12 protein-coding genes and 1 pseudogene are annotated in these 15,012 nt (G+C 67.1%); 4 read left to right on the forward strand and 9 right to left on the reverse strand.

Features of this window, described 5'->3' with window-relative positions; all coding sequences use genetic code 11:
• Positions 1–264, reverse strand: a pseudogene (locus B4L36_RS14730) (alanine--glyoxylate aminotransferase family protein); the annotation flags it as partial.
• Between the two features lie 147 nt (positions 265–411).
• On the opposite strand from B4L36_RS14730, the gene B4L36_RS14735 reads away from it, so the two are divergent.
• Genes B4L36_RS14735 through B4L36_RS14745 form a run of 3 tightly spaced genes read left to right on the forward strand, consistent with a single transcriptional unit; the run spans position 412 to position 3,781 of the window.
• Complete coding sequence (locus B4L36_RS14735) at positions 412–1,122, forward strand: type 1 glutamine amidotransferase (RefSeq protein ID WP_292958729.1); 711 nt, start codon at positions 412–414, stop codon at positions 1,120–1,122.
• Positions 1,119–2,474 (forward strand): glutamine synthetase family protein, encoded by a 1,356-nt coding sequence (locus tag B4L36_RS14740; protein WP_292958731.1) that lies wholly within the window; start codon positions 1,119–1,121, stop codon positions 2,472–2,474. Before B4L36_RS14735 ends, B4L36_RS14740 begins: the two co-directional genes overlap by 4 nt.
• Complete coding sequence (locus B4L36_RS14745) at positions 2,471–3,781, forward strand: NAD(P)/FAD-dependent oxidoreductase (protein ID WP_292958733.1); 1,311 nt, start codon at positions 2,471–2,473, stop codon at positions 3,779–3,781. The genes B4L36_RS14740 and B4L36_RS14745 overlap by 4 nt, the downstream gene beginning before the upstream one ends.
• Here the strand turns inward: B4L36_RS14745 and B4L36_RS14750 are convergent.
• The 8 genes from B4L36_RS14750 to cobD all read right to left on the reverse strand — a co-directional run bounded on the left by B4L36_RS14750 (position 3,778) and on the right by cobD (position 14,329).
• The gene (locus B4L36_RS14750) at positions 3,778–4,239 is read right to left on the reverse strand and encodes a TerB family tellurite resistance protein (protein ID WP_292958735.1); all 462 of its coding nucleotides are present in this window, start codon (positions 4,237–4,239) and stop codon (positions 3,778–3,780) included. The genes B4L36_RS14745 and B4L36_RS14750 overlap by 4 nt on opposite strands.
• A 39-nt stretch (positions 4,240–4,278) precedes the next feature.
• The gene (locus tag B4L36_RS14755; RefSeq protein ID WP_292958737.1) at positions 4,279–4,566 is read right to left on the reverse strand and encodes a DUF1330 domain-containing protein; all 288 of its coding nucleotides are present in this window, start codon (positions 4,564–4,566) and stop codon (positions 4,279–4,281) included.
• Positions 4,563–5,429, reverse strand: a complete 867-nt coding sequence (locus B4L36_RS14760) for a PhzF family phenazine biosynthesis protein (protein ID WP_292958739.1) — start codon at positions 5,427–5,429, stop codon at positions 4,563–4,565. Before B4L36_RS14760 ends, B4L36_RS14755 begins: the two co-directional genes overlap by 4 nt.
• A 35-nt stretch (positions 5,430–5,464) precedes the next feature.
• Entirely contained in the window at positions 5,465–6,367 is a 903-nt protein-coding gene (ppk2, locus tag B4L36_RS14765; RefSeq protein ID WP_292958741.1) for a polyphosphate kinase 2, read from the reverse strand.
• 236 nt (positions 6,368–6,603) lie between these two features.
• Positions 6,604–7,482: a transglutaminase family protein gene (locus tag B4L36_RS14770; protein WP_292958743.1), complete on the reverse strand. Its 879-nt coding sequence runs from the start codon at positions 7,480–7,482 to the stop codon at positions 6,604–6,606.
• Positions 7,482–9,872, reverse strand: coding sequence for a circularly permuted type 2 ATP-grasp protein (locus B4L36_RS14775; RefSeq protein ID WP_292958745.1), 2,391 nt, complete (start codon positions 9,870–9,872; stop codon positions 7,482–7,484). The genes B4L36_RS14770 and B4L36_RS14775 overlap by 1 nt, the downstream gene beginning before the upstream one ends.
• A gap of 6 nt (positions 9,873–9,878) precedes the next feature.
• On the reverse strand, positions 9,879–13,217 hold the full coding sequence (locus B4L36_RS14780; protein ID WP_292958747.1) for a DUF2126 domain-containing protein: 3,339 nt from the start codon (positions 13,215–13,217) through the stop codon (positions 9,879–9,881).
• A gap of 122 nt (positions 13,218–13,339) precedes the next feature.
• Entirely contained in the window at positions 13,340–14,329 is a 990-nt protein-coding gene (gene cobD / locus B4L36_RS14785; protein ID WP_292958749.1) for a threonine-phosphate decarboxylase CobD, read from the reverse strand.
• A gap of 173 nt (positions 14,330–14,502) precedes the next feature.
• On the opposite strand from cobD, the gene B4L36_RS14790 reads away from it, so the two are divergent.
• Complete coding sequence (locus B4L36_RS14790) at positions 14,503–15,006, forward strand: YbjN domain-containing protein (RefSeq protein WP_292958751.1); 504 nt, start codon at positions 14,503–14,505, stop codon at positions 15,004–15,006.
• The last annotated feature ends 6 nt before the right edge of the window (positions 15,007–15,012 follow it).

The following is a 15,012-nucleotide window of genomic DNA, read 5'->3' on the forward strand; positions in this document are numbered from 1 at the left end:
CCAGCGATAGCTGAACCAGCCGTTGCGGAGGATCAGCGCATGAGCATCGCGGCCGAACTGACGGGCGACCGATTCCATCGCATAGGTGCCGCCGCCGGGCACGATGGCGATTTGGTCCGCGCCATAGACCTGGCGCAGGGTCGCGGACAGGTCGCGCATCACCTGCTGGAACCTTTGCGACATGTGGTTCAGCGAGCGGTCGGTGAAAACGACCGAGAATTCCTCGAGCCCCTCGGGGTCGATCTCGGGGCGCAGATGAGGCATGGCGGTTCTCCCTGTGGTGCGGCGCCACACTAGATCCGGCCGGCGCGCTGCGAAAGACCGTCAAAGGGCTGGCGACCGCCGCGCCCCCTTGCGGTTCCCCCTGCGCCGAGACTAGGCTTCCGCCATAGGCAACATCGCAGGATTTTCATGCGTATCGGCATACTTCAATGCGGCCAGTCGCCCGCGCAGTTGAAGGACGAACTGGGCGATTATCCCGACATGTTCGTCCGTCTGCTGGACGGACGCGGCTTTACCTTCCGGACCTGGCATGTCGAGGGGATGGAGTTTCCCGCGGACGTTCACGAGGCCGAAGGCTGGCTTCTGACCGGCTCGCGCCACGGGGCCTACGAGGATCACGACTTCATTCCACCGCTGGAGGATTTCATCCGGCAGGCCCATTCGGCGGGCGTGCCGATGGTCGGCATCTGTTTCGGCCACCAGATCATCGCGCAGGCCCTGGGCGGCAAGGTCGTCAAACATCCCGACGGCTGGGCCGTGGGCGCGCAGGATTACGATTTCGGCGGCAAGCCCGTGACACTGAACGCCTGGCATCAGGATCAGGTGGTCAGCCGGCCCGAGGGGGCCGAGGTCGCCGGCCGCAGCGATTTCTGCCGGAACGCGGCGCTGATCTATGGCGACCGCGCCTTCACCGTGCAGGCCCATCCCGAATTCGACGACGCTTTCGTGCAGGGCCTGATGGACACGCGCGCGAGGGGCGTGGTTCCGCAGGATCTGCTGGACCGCGCCGCCGCGCGCATGGGGCAGGCCCGCGATGCATCCGGCATCGCCGACCGGATCGAGGCGTTCTTCAAGCAGCCAAGGGCCCTGGCGCGCGGCGATGAGCGGGGGGTGGCATGAGCGACTGGATCGGCAAGGTGCCGCAGGCCGCGCGCGACTACATGGCGGGTCGGCGGCTGGACGAGGTCGAATGCATCCTGGCCGATATCGCGGGTGTGGCGCGGGGCAAGGCGATGCCCGCCTCGAAATTCGCGCGGCAGGAAAAATTCTATCTGCCCAATTCGATCTTCCTGCAGACCATCACCGGCGAATGGGCCGACAATCCCTCTGGGGCCTTCACCGAACCAGACATGGTTCTGACCCCGGATTTCAGCACGGCAACGGCGGCGCCGTGGACGGCGGACTGGACCATGCAGGTGATCCATGACGCGATGGACCAGCAGGGAAAGCCGGTGCCGATCGCGCCGCGAAACGTGCTGAAGCGGATCGTGGGTCTGTATCAGGACAAGGGCTGGAAACCGGTCGTCGCGCCCGAGATGGAGTTCTTTCTTGTCGCCCGCAACATCGACCCGAACCAGCCGATCATCCCGCCGATGGGCCGCACCGGCAGGCGCGCCGCCGCCAAACAGGCCTATTCCATGTCGGCCGTGGACGAATACGGCAAGGTGATCGACGACATCTATGATTTCGCCGAAGCCCAGGGGTTCGAGATCGACGGCATCCTGCAGGAAGGCGGCGCGGGCCAGGTCGAGATCAACCTCAACCACGGCGATCCCGTCGCGCTGGCCGACGAGATCTTCTATTTCAAGCGGCTGATCCGCGAGGCGGCGCTGCGCCACGACTGCTTTGCCACCTTCATGGCCAAGCCCATCGAAGGCGAGCCGGGCAGCGCGATGCACATGCATCATTCGATCATCGATGTCGCCACCGGTCGCAACATCTTCTCGGACGAGAAGGGCCGCGAAACCGAATCCTTCCTGCATTTCATCGGCGGAATGCAGCGGCATCTGCCGGCGGCGATCGCGCTGCTGGCGCCCTATGTCAACAGCTATCGCCGCTATGTCCCGGATTTCGCCGCACCGATCAATCTGGAATGGGGCCGCGACAACCGAACGACCGGATTGCGGGTGCCGATCTCGGGCCCCGAGGCCCGGCGGATCGAGAACCGGCTGGCGGGGATGGACTGCAACCCCTATCTGGGCATCGCGGCATCCCTTGCCTGCGGCTATCTGGGGCTGATCGAGGCCGAAAACCCGCGCGCCGAATATCTGGGCGACGCCTACATGTCGCATGACGAACTGCCCTATAACCTGGGCGACGCGCTGGATCTGATGGCTGACAGCGCACCCATGCGCGAGGTGCTGGGCGAGGAATTCTGTGACGTCTACGAATCCGTGAAACGCAATGAATACAAGGAATTCCTGCAGGTCATCAGCCCCTGGGAACGCGAACATCTGTTGCTGAACGTATGAGCCTGCTGTTTCTGAACGACCGCCGCGGCGAATATCCGCCCAGCCTCTATGCCGATACGCGGCGCGTGCTGAACCCTTTCGGGCGCATCAGCGGCGAGTTGCGGGCCGATGTGGCGGTGGTCGGCGGTGGTTATTGCGGTCTGTCGGCGGCGCTGCACCTGGCCCGGCAGGGCCATGACGTCGTTCTGCTGGAGGCGCATCGGGTGGGCTTTGGCGCCTCGGGGCGCAATGGCGGACAGATCGGATCGGGACAGCGGCAAGAGGTCGACTGGCTGGAGGATCGCCTGGGGCGCGAGGCCGCGCGTCGCCTGTGGGATCTGTCGCAAGAGGCGAAGTCGCTGGTTCGCGCCCTGGCCGCCGAGGCGGATCTGCCGATCCGCGACGGCATTGCCCATGCCTGCCGCAGCAACGAAGAGGTCGATCACGCCGCGCGCATGGCCGAACGCCTGGCCCGCGATTACGGCTATGACCAGGTGCAGCCGCTGAACCGTGCCGCGCTTGCCGCGCTGATCGGCAGCAGCGCCTATCGGGGCGGCGATCTGGACCGCGGTGCGGGCCATCTTCATCCGCTGAACCTGTCGCTTGGCATGGCGCGGCTGGCCGCCGAGGCCGGCGCGCGCATCTTCGAGGACAGCCATGTCCACCGCATCACCCATGCCCGCAGCGCGACCGACAAGAGTGTCGTTCACTGCGACACCGGCAAGATCCGTTGCGATCACGTCATCCTGGCCGGGAACGGCTATATCGGCAATCTTGCGCCGAAGGTCGCGGCGCGGGTCATGCCGATCAACAATTACATCGTCGCGACCGAACCCCTTGGCGACGATTTCCCCGAGATCCTGCCCGAACGCAGCGCCGTCGCCGATACCAAGTTCGTGGTGAATTACTGGCGGATGGATGAGGATCGCCGGCTGATCTTTGGCGGTGGCGAGACCGTGCGCTACAAGTTTCCCCAGGACATCGCCTCGGTGGTCCAACCGCACCTGTTGTCGGTCTATCCGCAGCTTGAAGGCGTGCGGCTGACCCATGCCTGGGGCGGGACTCTGGCGATCACGATGAACCGGATGCCCTGTTTCGCCCGGCCGGCGCCGAATTGCCTGTCGGCCAGCGGCTTTTCGGGGCACGGGGTCGCGATGGCGACGCTGGCGGGCCGGCTGATGGCACAGGCCGTGACCGGCCAGGCCGGGGGCTTCGATGCGATGGCCGCCGTTCCCACGCGCGCCTTTCCCGGCGGCCGCGTCCTGCGCAGCCCGCTGCTGGTTGCCGGAATGGCGTGGTACGGGCTGCGCGACCGGCTGGGATTCTAGCCCGATTTCAGGCCCAGACCTTCCAGCACGCGCTGGCGCAGCAGGCCGGAATCGCGATCGGGGATACCCAGCAATCCCGCCACCAGCCGGATCAGCGTCTCTTCGTCGGCGGCGCGGCGGGAATCGGCATAGGCGACCTCCCACATGGCCGACAGGACGCCGGCGCGGTCCTCCAGCGGGATCCGGTCCTTGATCAGCCGGGTAAAGCGCACCGTGTCGGGGGCCTCGGCCTCGATCATTTCCGCAACGGCGCGGCGTTCGGCGGCCTCGGCCATGTTCAGACCACGGCGGCGCGCCAGGATCTGGTCGATCCGCTGCCTTTCGCTGGTCTCGTAGCGATCATCCGCCCGGGCGACCCGGACCAGAAGCGCCGCGATCGCGACCTCCGCATCCTGAGCCTGCAAGGGTGCGTCGTCGGTATCGTCGGCAAAGAGGCGGGACAGGAGATTGCGGAACATGCACGTGATCTTATGGGATTTGTCGGCGGCTGCAAGCACTCAGTCCCAGCCCTCGACGATCACCAGATCGACCTGGGAGACCGGATCGCGCAGCGCCTTGGCCCTCCGGTATTCCGGGCTGTGATAGCAGGCCCGAGCCGCCTCGATCGAGGGAAATTCCAGCACCACGCTGCGCGGCCGGGCGGCACCCTCGACCACGTCCTGCGGCCCGCCCCGGACCAGAAACCGCGCCCCGTATTTCGCGAAGGCGGCGGCATTGGCCTGCCTGTAGGCCTCGTAAGCCTGCGCATCATCGACCGAGACATGCGCGATCCAATAACCCTTCATTCGACCTCCGGTATGGTGATGCGGCCTTCCGCGACCTTCGCCGCCCGGCCAGAAATCCGAATTTCGGTCAGGGCGCCGTCCCGCACGATGGCGGTCAGGCCGATCCGCGAGGGTCGCCCCATCTCGATTCCCTGTCGAAGCGCGATCCGGTTCTCGCCCCTGCTCAGCACGCCCGATGCCAGCAGCGGCCCGGCAAGGATGGCCGAGGCCGAACCGGTGGCCGGGTCTTCGGGTATGCCGGCCGTGGGCGCGAACATCCGGGCGCGATAGCCGCCCCGATCCGGGGTATAGAGATAGGCGCCCACGATCCCCGGCACCACCGCCTGCGACCAGCAGGGTTCGACCGGGCGGGCGGCGGCCAGAGAGGCCGGATCGCGAATGGGAACGAACAGGAATGCCGGACCGCCCTGCCAGATGCCCGGCTGATGGCCGTCTGGCCCGATCGCATCCGCCGGCAGATCAAGCGCCCGCGCGATCAGGCCGGGTTCGGCCCGCCCCGGCAGCATGACCGGCAATCGCGGCGCAATGAAATCCGCTTGGCCGTCGCGAACCTGGACCGGAACCGGCCCGGCCTTTTCCTCCAGCACGATCCGCATGTCGCGCCCCTTCGACAGATGCAGGGCGCAGCCGATGGTCGGATGGCCCGCGAAGGGTATTTCGGCGGTCGGCGTGAAGATGCGGACCCGCGCGGTATGGGCCCGATCGCGCGGTGCCATGACGAAGATCGTCTCGGACAGGTTGAACTGGCGCGCCATCGCCTGCATCTGCGCCGTGGTCAGGATGTCCGCGTCCGAAACCACGGCCAGCGGATTGCCGCTGAACGCGCGTTCGGTAAAGACGTCCCAGATCTGGAAGCCCAGCATTCGCCATGTCTCCGTGGTCGGACCGCGCGGCGGTCTCAGTATTTCTGCGGCACGTAGAGATCGCGCGGCAGCACCTCGCGCTCGTAATCGGGGTTGAAGACGCGTTGCGGCAGATGAACCTCTTCATGGGGCACATCGGTATAGGGCATCAGCCCCAGCAGGTGACTGATGCAGTTCAGGCGGGCCCGTTTCTTGTCGTTGCCGGGGACGATGTACCACGGCGCCTCGGCGATGTTGGTGCGTTCGAACATCTCTTCCTTGGCCTTGGTATAGGCTTCCCAGCGGACCCGGCTTTGCAGATCCATCGGCGACAGCTTCCATTGCTTCAGCGGATCATGGATGCGCATCAGGAATCGCATCTGCTGTTCCTCGTCGGTGACCGAGAACCAGTATTTCACCAGTCGAATCCCGGACCGGACCAGCATCCGTTCGAATTCGGGAACGTCCTGGAAGAACTGCTCGATCTCGTCGTCCGAGGCGAAGCCCATGACCCGTTCGACGCCCGCGCGATTATACCAGGATCGGTCGAACAGCACGATCTCGCCGCCCGCCGGCAGATGCGGAACGTAACGCTGGAAATACCATTGCGTCTTTTCGCGGTCGGACGGGGCGGGCAGGGCCACCACGCGGGCCACGCGCGGGTTCAGCCGCTGGGTGATGCGCTTGATCGCGCCGCCCTTGCCGGCGGAATCGCGGCCCTCGAACAGGACCACGACCTTTTCCTTGTGATAGCTGACCCAGTCCTGAAGCCGGATCAGTTCGGCCTGAAGGCGCAGAAGCTCGTGGAAATAGCGGCTGCGCGGCATCTGTTCGGGATGGTTCTCGCGATAGATGCGGCGCACCTCCTCGGACAGGATCGCGTCTTCCAGCTCGATCTCGATGTCCTCGTCCAGCGTGTCCTGCAATTCGGCTTCCAGCCAGTCCTTGGGCTCGTCCATCATTCGTGTTCTCTGCGCTTTCTCACAACGACATCCAGGGCGGGAATGGAAAGGTTCTGCATCCGTCGGCATCCCGACCGGGCCGCGCCGCGGCCGGGATCAGGGGGCGCGGCGGCGATGGCGGGCCCGCCGGGGCCTGCCAGCAGCGCAAGCAAGATGGCGGTGGGGCACATCCCAAGCTTCCGTGTTGCGAACAGCAGGATGTTCCCACGCGGTCGGGCCCGGTGCAAGCGGGCTCAGCCGATCTCGGCGATATCGACGCCGTGGCTGCCGATCTGGCTGCCCGAAAGGCGCAGCGAGCCGGTGATCGGCGCGGTATCGGAATAGTCGCGGCCGTAGCCGATCACCACATGATCGGCCGAGACGAAACAGGCATTGGTCGGATCATATTCGGTCCAGCCCGCCTCGATCCCGGTCCAGGCCCGGACCCAGGCATGCATCGCGTCCGCGCCTTCCAGCCGGGGCCGTCCGGGCGGCGGCTGCGTGCGCAGAAAGCCCGAGACATAGCCCGCCGGAATGCCCAGGGCGCGCAGGCCCGCGATCATGATCTGCGAGAAATCCTGACAGACGCCGTGGCGGTGTCGGAACGCCTCGGCGATGGGGGTATCGACCTGCGTGGCACTGGCGTCGAACCGCATCACCTCGTGCAGCGCAAGGCCCAGCCTCTCGGTCGCCGCACGCGCCGTGGGGGCGCCCGCGGTCGCGCGCGCGGCGAAGGCGGCGATGTCTGGCTCGGGGGCGATGCGCGGCGAGGGGCGCAGGAAATGATGCGGCGAATGGCGGCCGAGATCGGCAATCTCGGCCAACTCGGGGGCCAGGCGGGGCAGGGGCGCTGAAAGGTCCAGCACCGAATCGATCCCGTGCCGCGTCACCTGGCCGGTCATCTCGAAGCTCAGACTGGTCATGCCGGCGGGCAGGACCAACTGGATCACCTCGGTGCCGAAAAAATCGGCGAAGGTGCCGCGCTCGACCGGGGCGGGGGTGATCTCGACCTCGCAGCGCTCGACGCTCTGGATGGCGGGGATCGTTGTCGGGCAGATCCGCAGCAATTGCCGCCCGGCGCCGGTTGGCCGGGCAAAATCATAGCGAAGCGTCAGGCGAAGGCGATATCGCATCAGTGGAAGTAGTCCGTGGTCAAGAGATCCGACAGCGCGGCGATCCGCGACCGCATCGACCACAATGCCGCGGTCGTCAGTGCCTCGGGTTCGGCGGTGGCGATCTCGGCGTGAAGGCGCAAAACCGCCCGGGCCAGCGGCGACAGGGCGCCGTGATCATTGGCGGCGGGCAGCGCGTCGATCTGGTCGCGCAAGCCGTCGATCTGATGGCGCAGCGCGCGCGGGTTCAGCCCATCCAGCGCCAGCAGATCCAGCACCGTTTCGCGCGTGGTCGCGGTGGCGAAGCGGCGGCGATGGGTCAGGACGCTGTCGGCCATGTCGATGGCCAGATCCAGCGCCCCCTCGGGCGCATCCGGATCGGCCAGAACCGCCAGCGCCGCCGAGATGCCCATGGCGCGTTCATGCAGCCGGCCGATGGACAGGAAATGCCAGCCGGTAAAGCGATACATGTTCTCGTGGACCAGTCCCGAAATGCCCGCCAGCTTGCGCAACAGCGCGCTGAGCGCGCGGGCGGCGTCGTCGCCCGGCGTTACCCGCAATGCCATGCGCCGGGCGCTGCGGTCCAGATCGTGCAGCGCCAGCCATGCATCGGGCGAGAAACGGTCGCGCACCGCGCCGGCGCTGGCAATGGCGGCGGCCAGATTGTCCAGCAATGCCTGCGGAATGCCCTTGTCGGCTGCAAGGCCCATCAGGCGGAACAGCGGCGTCGCGGCCGCCCTCAGCGCATCGCTGGTCGCATCGCCTTCGGCAAGGCGGCCGTGATAGGCCCGCATCAGCCGCACGATGGTTTCGGCCCGTTCGACATAGCGGCCAAGCCAGAACAGGTTGTCGGCGGCGCGCGCGGGCAGGGCGCCGGGCGTCCGCCGCGGCCGGTCGGCACGGGCCGGGCGGCTCAGCGTCACCGCGGCCACGGGTTCTGGGCTGATGACCCAGACATCGGCGGCGCTGCCGCCCTGCTGCATGGCGATGGCCGAGGCGTCCTCGGATGCGCCGATGCGCGCGAAGCCGCCGGGCATGGCCGTCCAGCCCTGTTCGGTCCGCGCCAGATAGACCCGCATCGACATCGGACGCGGCACCAGCCGCCCCTCGACCAGCGCCGGCGTGGTGGACAGCGTCACCGCCTCTTGTGCGACCAGATCCGACCCCCGCGCCGCCAGCCGCGCCGCCAGCGCCCGGGGCGCCAGGTCCGAGGCGCGGATCTGGTCGGCATTGCGGTCGAAGGGCATCGCCGTGGCCAGCGCGTCCGACAGAAACATCCGGTCCGGCGCATCCAGGACGGCGGCGCGGGCGCTGGCATCGCCGCACCACCAGGTCGCGATATTGGGCATGGCCAGCGGGGTGCCGGTCAGATCGCGGGCCAGTTTCGGCAGGAACGCCATCAGCGCGCGCGTTTCCAGCACGCCCGAACCGATCTGGTTGACCATCGTGACCTGCCCGGCGCGCAGGGTCGCGACCATGCCGGGCGTGCCGATCCGCGAGGCCGGATCCAGTTCCAGCGGATCGGCATAGCTGGAATCGAGCCTGCGCCACAAGACCTCGACCGGCCGCATTCCGGAGACGGTTCGCACCGTCAGCCGGTCGCCCGCAACCGCCAGATCGCCGCCCTCGACCAGCGTGATGCCCAGATAGCGCGCGATATAGGCATGTTCGAAATAGGTCTCGTTCATCGGGCCGGGGGACAGGATCGCCACCCGGCCGCCGCCGCGCCCGGCCTGGGCCAGCAGCGCATCGCGGAAATCGCGAAAGAAGCCGGCCAGCCGGTGCACGTTTTCCTGACCATAGACTTCGCCTAAGGCGCGCGCGGTGGCGACGCGGTTTTCCAGCGCGTAGCCCGCCCCCGAAGGCGCCTGTGCCCGGTCGGCCAGCACCCACCAATTGCCGCGCGGTCCCCGGCCAAGTTCGAAGGCGAGGAAATGCAGGTAATGCCCCGAACGCGGCCGCACCCCCACCATGGGGCGCAGCCATTCGCGATTGCCAGCCACCAATTGCGCCGGAAGCCGCCCCGAGGCGACCAGATCATTCGGTCCGTAAAGATCGGCCATGACCGATTCCAGCAGATCGGCGCGCTGGATCAGGGCGGCCGAAATCTGCGCCCAGTCGGCCTCGGACAGCAGGACGGGAATATGGCTCAGCGGCCATGTCCGCTCGGTCGATTGCCCGGCGCCGTATTGGCGAAAGAACACCCCGCTATCCAGCAGGTACCGGTCGGCGCGGGCCAGATCGCGGGTCAGTGCCTCGGCGTCCAGGGCGCCGATATGGCCGGCCAGACGCCGCCACAGCGGGCGGATCGCGCCTTCGGCATCGACCATCTCGTCGGGTAGTCCCGGCAGCGCGCGATAGAGGCCCCGCCCCGCCCCGTTCAGGCCGTCGATCCGCACATCGCCCGGCATGATGCCTCAGATCCCGACCGCGCGCCGCAGATCCAGCGTCATCGGAAATTCGCGATGCGGCCGTTCGGGCGCGACGACATGGAAATGGCCCGGACGATGGCCGAACGGCTGGAACCGGGCCAGTCGGCGCGCCTCGGCCTCGTTGTTGTTGACGGGGAAAGTCTCGTAGTTGCGCCCGCCGGGATGGGCGACGTGATAGACGCAGCCGCCAAGCGCGAGGGCCGACCAGGTGTCGAAGATGTCGAAGGTCAGCGGCGCATCGACCGGGATGACGGGATGCATCGCGGAGGCGGGCTGCCATGCCTTGAAACGCACACCGGCCACGGCCTCGCCCGCGCCGATATCTGTCAGCGGCAGCGCGCGGCCATTGCACAGCACCTGATAGCGGGTCGGATCGGCGGCGGACAGCTTGACCTGCAAACGCTCGGTCGAGCTGTCGGTATAGCGCACGGTGCCGCCAAGCGCGCCGGTCTCGCCCAGGACGTGCCACGGCTCCAGCGCCTGGCGCAGTTCCAGATGCACGCCCTCGACCTGGGTCTCGCCGCAGAAGGGAAAGCGGAATTCGGCCTGCGCCCTGAACCATTCCCGTTGCATCGGAAAGCCGTGGTTCGTCATGTCCTGCAAAACGTCGCAGAAATCGGTCCAGACGAAATGCGGCAGCATGAAGCGGTCATGCAGGGCCGTGCCCCAGCGGGTCAGATCACCGGTCAGCGGTTCGTTCCAGAACCGCGCGATCAGGGCGCGCAGCAGCAATTGCTGGGCCAGGCTCATCCGCGCATCGGGCGGCATCTCGAAGCCGCGAAACTCGACCAGTCCCAGCCGCCCGGTCGGGCCATCGGGGGAATACAGCTTGTCGATGCAGATCTCGGCCCGGTGGGTGTTGCCGGTCACATCCGTCAGGATGTTGCGCAACAGCCGGTCGGCCAGCCATGGCAGCGGGGCGGGGCCGCGACCGGGCGCGGGGATCTGGGACAGCGCGATTTCCAGTTCGTAGAGCGCGTCGTGGCGGGCCTCGTCGATGCGCGGGGCCTGAGAGGTCGGACCGATGAACAGGCCCGAGAACAGATAGGACAGCGAGGGATGGCGGTTCCAGTACAGGATCAGGCTGGCCAGCAGATCCGGGCGGCGCAAGAACGGACTGTCATTCGTGGTCGCGCCGCCCACGACGACATGGTTGCCGCCGCCGGTGCCGGCATGCTTGCCGTCGATCATGAATTTCTCGGCCCCCAGCCGCGACTGGCGGGCATCGTCATAGACGCCCTGCGTGATCCGGACGCAATCCTGCCAGCTTTCGGCGGGATGGATGTTCACCTCGATCACGCCGGGATCGGGGGCGACACGGATCACGTTCAGCCGCGGATCGTGCGGCGGCGCATAGCCTTCGACATGGACCTTCAGATCCAGCCGCAGGGCGGCGGCCTCGACCGCGCGCAGCAGATCCAGGTATTCCTCCAGCGTGGCGACGGGGGGCATGAACACGCAGAGCCGGCCGTTCTTGGGCTCGACCGACAGCGCGGTGCGAACCAGCCCGGACAGGTCGTGTTCGCCATCGCCCCGGGGCTGGCCCTGTTCGACGACCCCCTGAACCGGGCCGCCGGCCACGAAACTGGCCATCGGCTGGGACTTGCGCGCCGGCGGGATCGGCGACGGATCGGCCAGGGGCGGGCGGTCCACGGCGGGATCGGTCGGGTTGATATAGGGATAGACCGAGGGTGGCAGCCAGGGCAGCGAATTCAGCGGCAGGCGATAGCCGACCGGGCTGTCGCCGGGCACCAGGAAGACATGTCCGCGCCGCAGCCGCCACTTTTCCGAATACCAGCGCAGGTGGGATTTCGATTGCCAGCTTTGCACCGGCAGCACGAAGCCGACGGGTTCGGTCAGGCCGCGATCGAAGACGGCGGCGATGCGGTGCCGTTCCTCGGTATCGTCGAGCTTCGAGTTTTCGGGCGTCACGTTGGGCGGCAGCTTCGCTTCGCGCACCAGCCATTCGGCCGGGTCTTCATAGGCGGGCATGACATTGGCGTCGCTGACATCCAGTTCCCGCGCGACCTCGCGCAGCAATTCCTGCGCCTGCAACGGCGTGACCGCGCCCTCGTCGACCTCTTGCGCGATCAGGTCGGGGTTCTGCCAGACCGGCTGGCCGTCCCGCCGCCAGTAGATCGAGAAGGTCCATCGCGGCAGGGTTTCGCCCGGATACCATTTGCCTTGCCCGTAATGCAGAAATCCGTTCGGTGCGAAACGCTTGCGCAGCCTGCGAACCAGCTTGTCGGCCAGGACGCGCTTGGCCGGGCCGACGGCGGCGGTGTTCCATTCCTCGCTTTCGAAGTCGTCGATCGACACGAAGGTCGGCTCGCCGCCCATGGTCAGGCGCACATCGCCCTTGCGCAGGGCGGCATCGACGGTCTCGCCCAGCCGGTCCAGGCTGGCCCATGCCTCGTCGCTGAACGGTTTGGTAATGCGCGGATGCTCGGCCACCCGGCGCACCTGCATGTCGAAGTTGAAATCGACCTCGGCAAAGCTGGCCGCGCCGCTGATCGGGGCGCAGGACCGGTAATGCGGCGCGGCGGCCAGCGGGATATGGCTTTCACCGGTCAGCAGGCCGGATGTCGGATCCAGCCCGATCCAGCCCGCGCCGGGCAGATAGACCTCGGCCCAGGCATGAAGGTCGGTGAAATCGACCTCGGTGCCCGAGGGACCGTCCAGCGCCTTCAGGTCGGGCTTCAACTGGATCAGATAGCCCGACACGAAGCGCGCCGCGAAACCCAGGTGGCGCAGGGCATTGACCAGCAGCCAGCTGGAATCGCGGCAGGATCCGCTTTTCAGCGACAGCGTTTCCTCGGGCGTCTGGACGCCCGGCTCCATCCGGATCGTATAGCCGGTTTCGCCCGCGATCCGGGCATTCAGGTTGACCACGAAATCGACTGTTCGGGTCTTCTGGCGCGGGATGCTGTCCAGCAGCTTGCGCAGCAGCGGTCCCGCCGGTTCGGCCTGCCGGTAGGGCACCAGCTCCTCGGCCAGGTCGGGGGCGTAATCGAAAGGCCATTGGTCGGCGCTGTCCTCGACGAAGAAGTCGAACGGGTTGTGGATGCTCATGTCCGCGACCAGATCGACCTCGATCTTCAATTCGCGCACCGGTTCGGGAAAGACGAAGCGGGCCAGCCAGTTTCCAAAGGGATCCTGCTGGTGATTGACGAAATGATCCGCGGGCGAGACTTTCAGCGAATGCGACAGCACCCGGGTGCGCGAATGCGGCGCCGGCCGCAGGCGGATGATCTGTGGACCCAGGCTGACCGGGCGGTCGTATCTGTAGTGGGTCAGGTGGTAGATGCTGGCCTTGATCGACATGATCCGTCCCTGTTCGGCTTTTGCTCAGCTTACACAATGCGCAGCCGAGGGCGAGACACAAAGCCGGCTTGTCCTTGCCGGCGTGCCGGCAGGGGCGCTGCCCCTCTTGGCCTGCGGCCAATTCACCCCGAGGTATTTGGCAAGAGCGCGAGGCGGCCGAGGGCATCCTGCAGCCGGTCCCATTCGGCGGCGCTGCCGGGAATGCCAAGGCGAAGCCAGTGGCGCGAATAGGGGAAGCGGCGGGTCCAGATACGGGCATGGGCCAGGCCGTCGCGCGCCTGTCCAGCATCCGGCGTGTCATAAAGGCGGAACAGGTGAGTGCCGCCCAAGGGCTGCCATCCGGCGCGCTGCGCCACATGGTCCAGATGCAGGCTGGCCTCGGAATGATAAAGGATCGCATCCTCGGCCCAGTCGCGATCGGCCATGGCCCTGGCGCCGATCTCGAGCGCGGGGCCGTTGACGGGCCAGGGCCCCGATTCTTCGGCGATCCGCGAAAGGATGGCGGGGGCGGCGATGACGAAGCCGAGGCGCAGGCCCGCGAGGCCCCAGAACTTGCCGAAGCTGCGCAGAATCAGGGTATTGTCGGGACATGTGGCGGCCAGCGACAAGTCCGGGCGTGGATCGGCGAAACTTTCGTCCACCAGCAGATGGCCGACCCGGCCCGCGAGGCGGCCGAGGGTTTGCGGCCGCCATTCGCGGCCGTCGGGGTTGTTCGGGTTCACGAGAACCGCCAGATCCGCCCCCGCCATGTCCTGCGGGTCTTTCACCTCGTCGACCGTCCAGCCCGCCGCGCGCAGGCTGGCCGCGTGTTCGTTATAGCTGGGCGCCAGGACCGAGGCGCGTCCGCGCGGCAGCAGCCGTGGCAACAGCTGGATCGCCGCCGAGGCGCCGGCGACCGGCAGCACGCGGGAAGGATCGCAACCCAGCCGGCCGGCGGCGACACCGATCAGACGATCGCGGGCCGCGGCGGTCGGCAGGGCCCGCCAGACGTGATCGGGAAGGGTGCCAACCGGCCATGGCCTGCGGTTGATCCCGGTCGAAAGGTCCAGCCAGTCCCCCGTGCCAAAGCGCCGCGCCGCGCGGTCGATATCGCCCCCGTGATCGCGGTCCATGCCGTTCTCCCCGTTCCGTCCACGCCATTCGTTAACGAATTTTCACTTTACTCGCGAGAGATTCGCGCCCACGATATATGGTAGGAACATTCGGGCACCTATGCCCGGTATTGTCCACAGACCGAGGGTTAGCGGCGACAGAATCGCTCCCGCAGAGAGGCAGGATCCAGGCTATGGCTCAGACCGATCATTTCATTCCCAGCGACGAGATCCATCCCATCGATATCGTAGAGGCTGTCGCCGCCCATCACGAATGGGATTTCGACCGTCTCGCCGACGACCAGATCGCGATGGTGGTCGAGGGGCAGTGGCGCAGCTATTCGCTGACGCTGGCATGGTCGCCGCGCGAAGAGGTGCTGCGCCTGATCTGCACCTTCGACATGGACCCGCCAGCCGACAAGCTGCCGCTGGTCTACGAGACGCTGAACCTGGCCAATGATCAGGTCTGGGACGGGGGCTTCACCTTCTGGGCGCAGCAACGGCTGATGGTCTGGCGCTATGGGCTGGTTCTGGCCGGCGATCAGGTCGCCTCGGCCGAGCAGGTCGACCGGATGATCGGCAATGCCCTGATCGGGTGCGAACGGTTCTATCCCTCGTTCCAGCTGGTCGGCTGGGGCAACGCGGAACCCGCAGCCGCGCTGGACATCGCCCTGGGCGAAGCCTTCGGACGGGCCTGAGGGTCC

It is taken from the genome of Paracoccus sp. UBA889, from assembly GCA_002294185.1.
Taxonomy (GTDB): Bacteria; Pseudomonadota; Alphaproteobacteria; order Rhodobacterales; family Rhodobacteraceae; genus Paracoccus.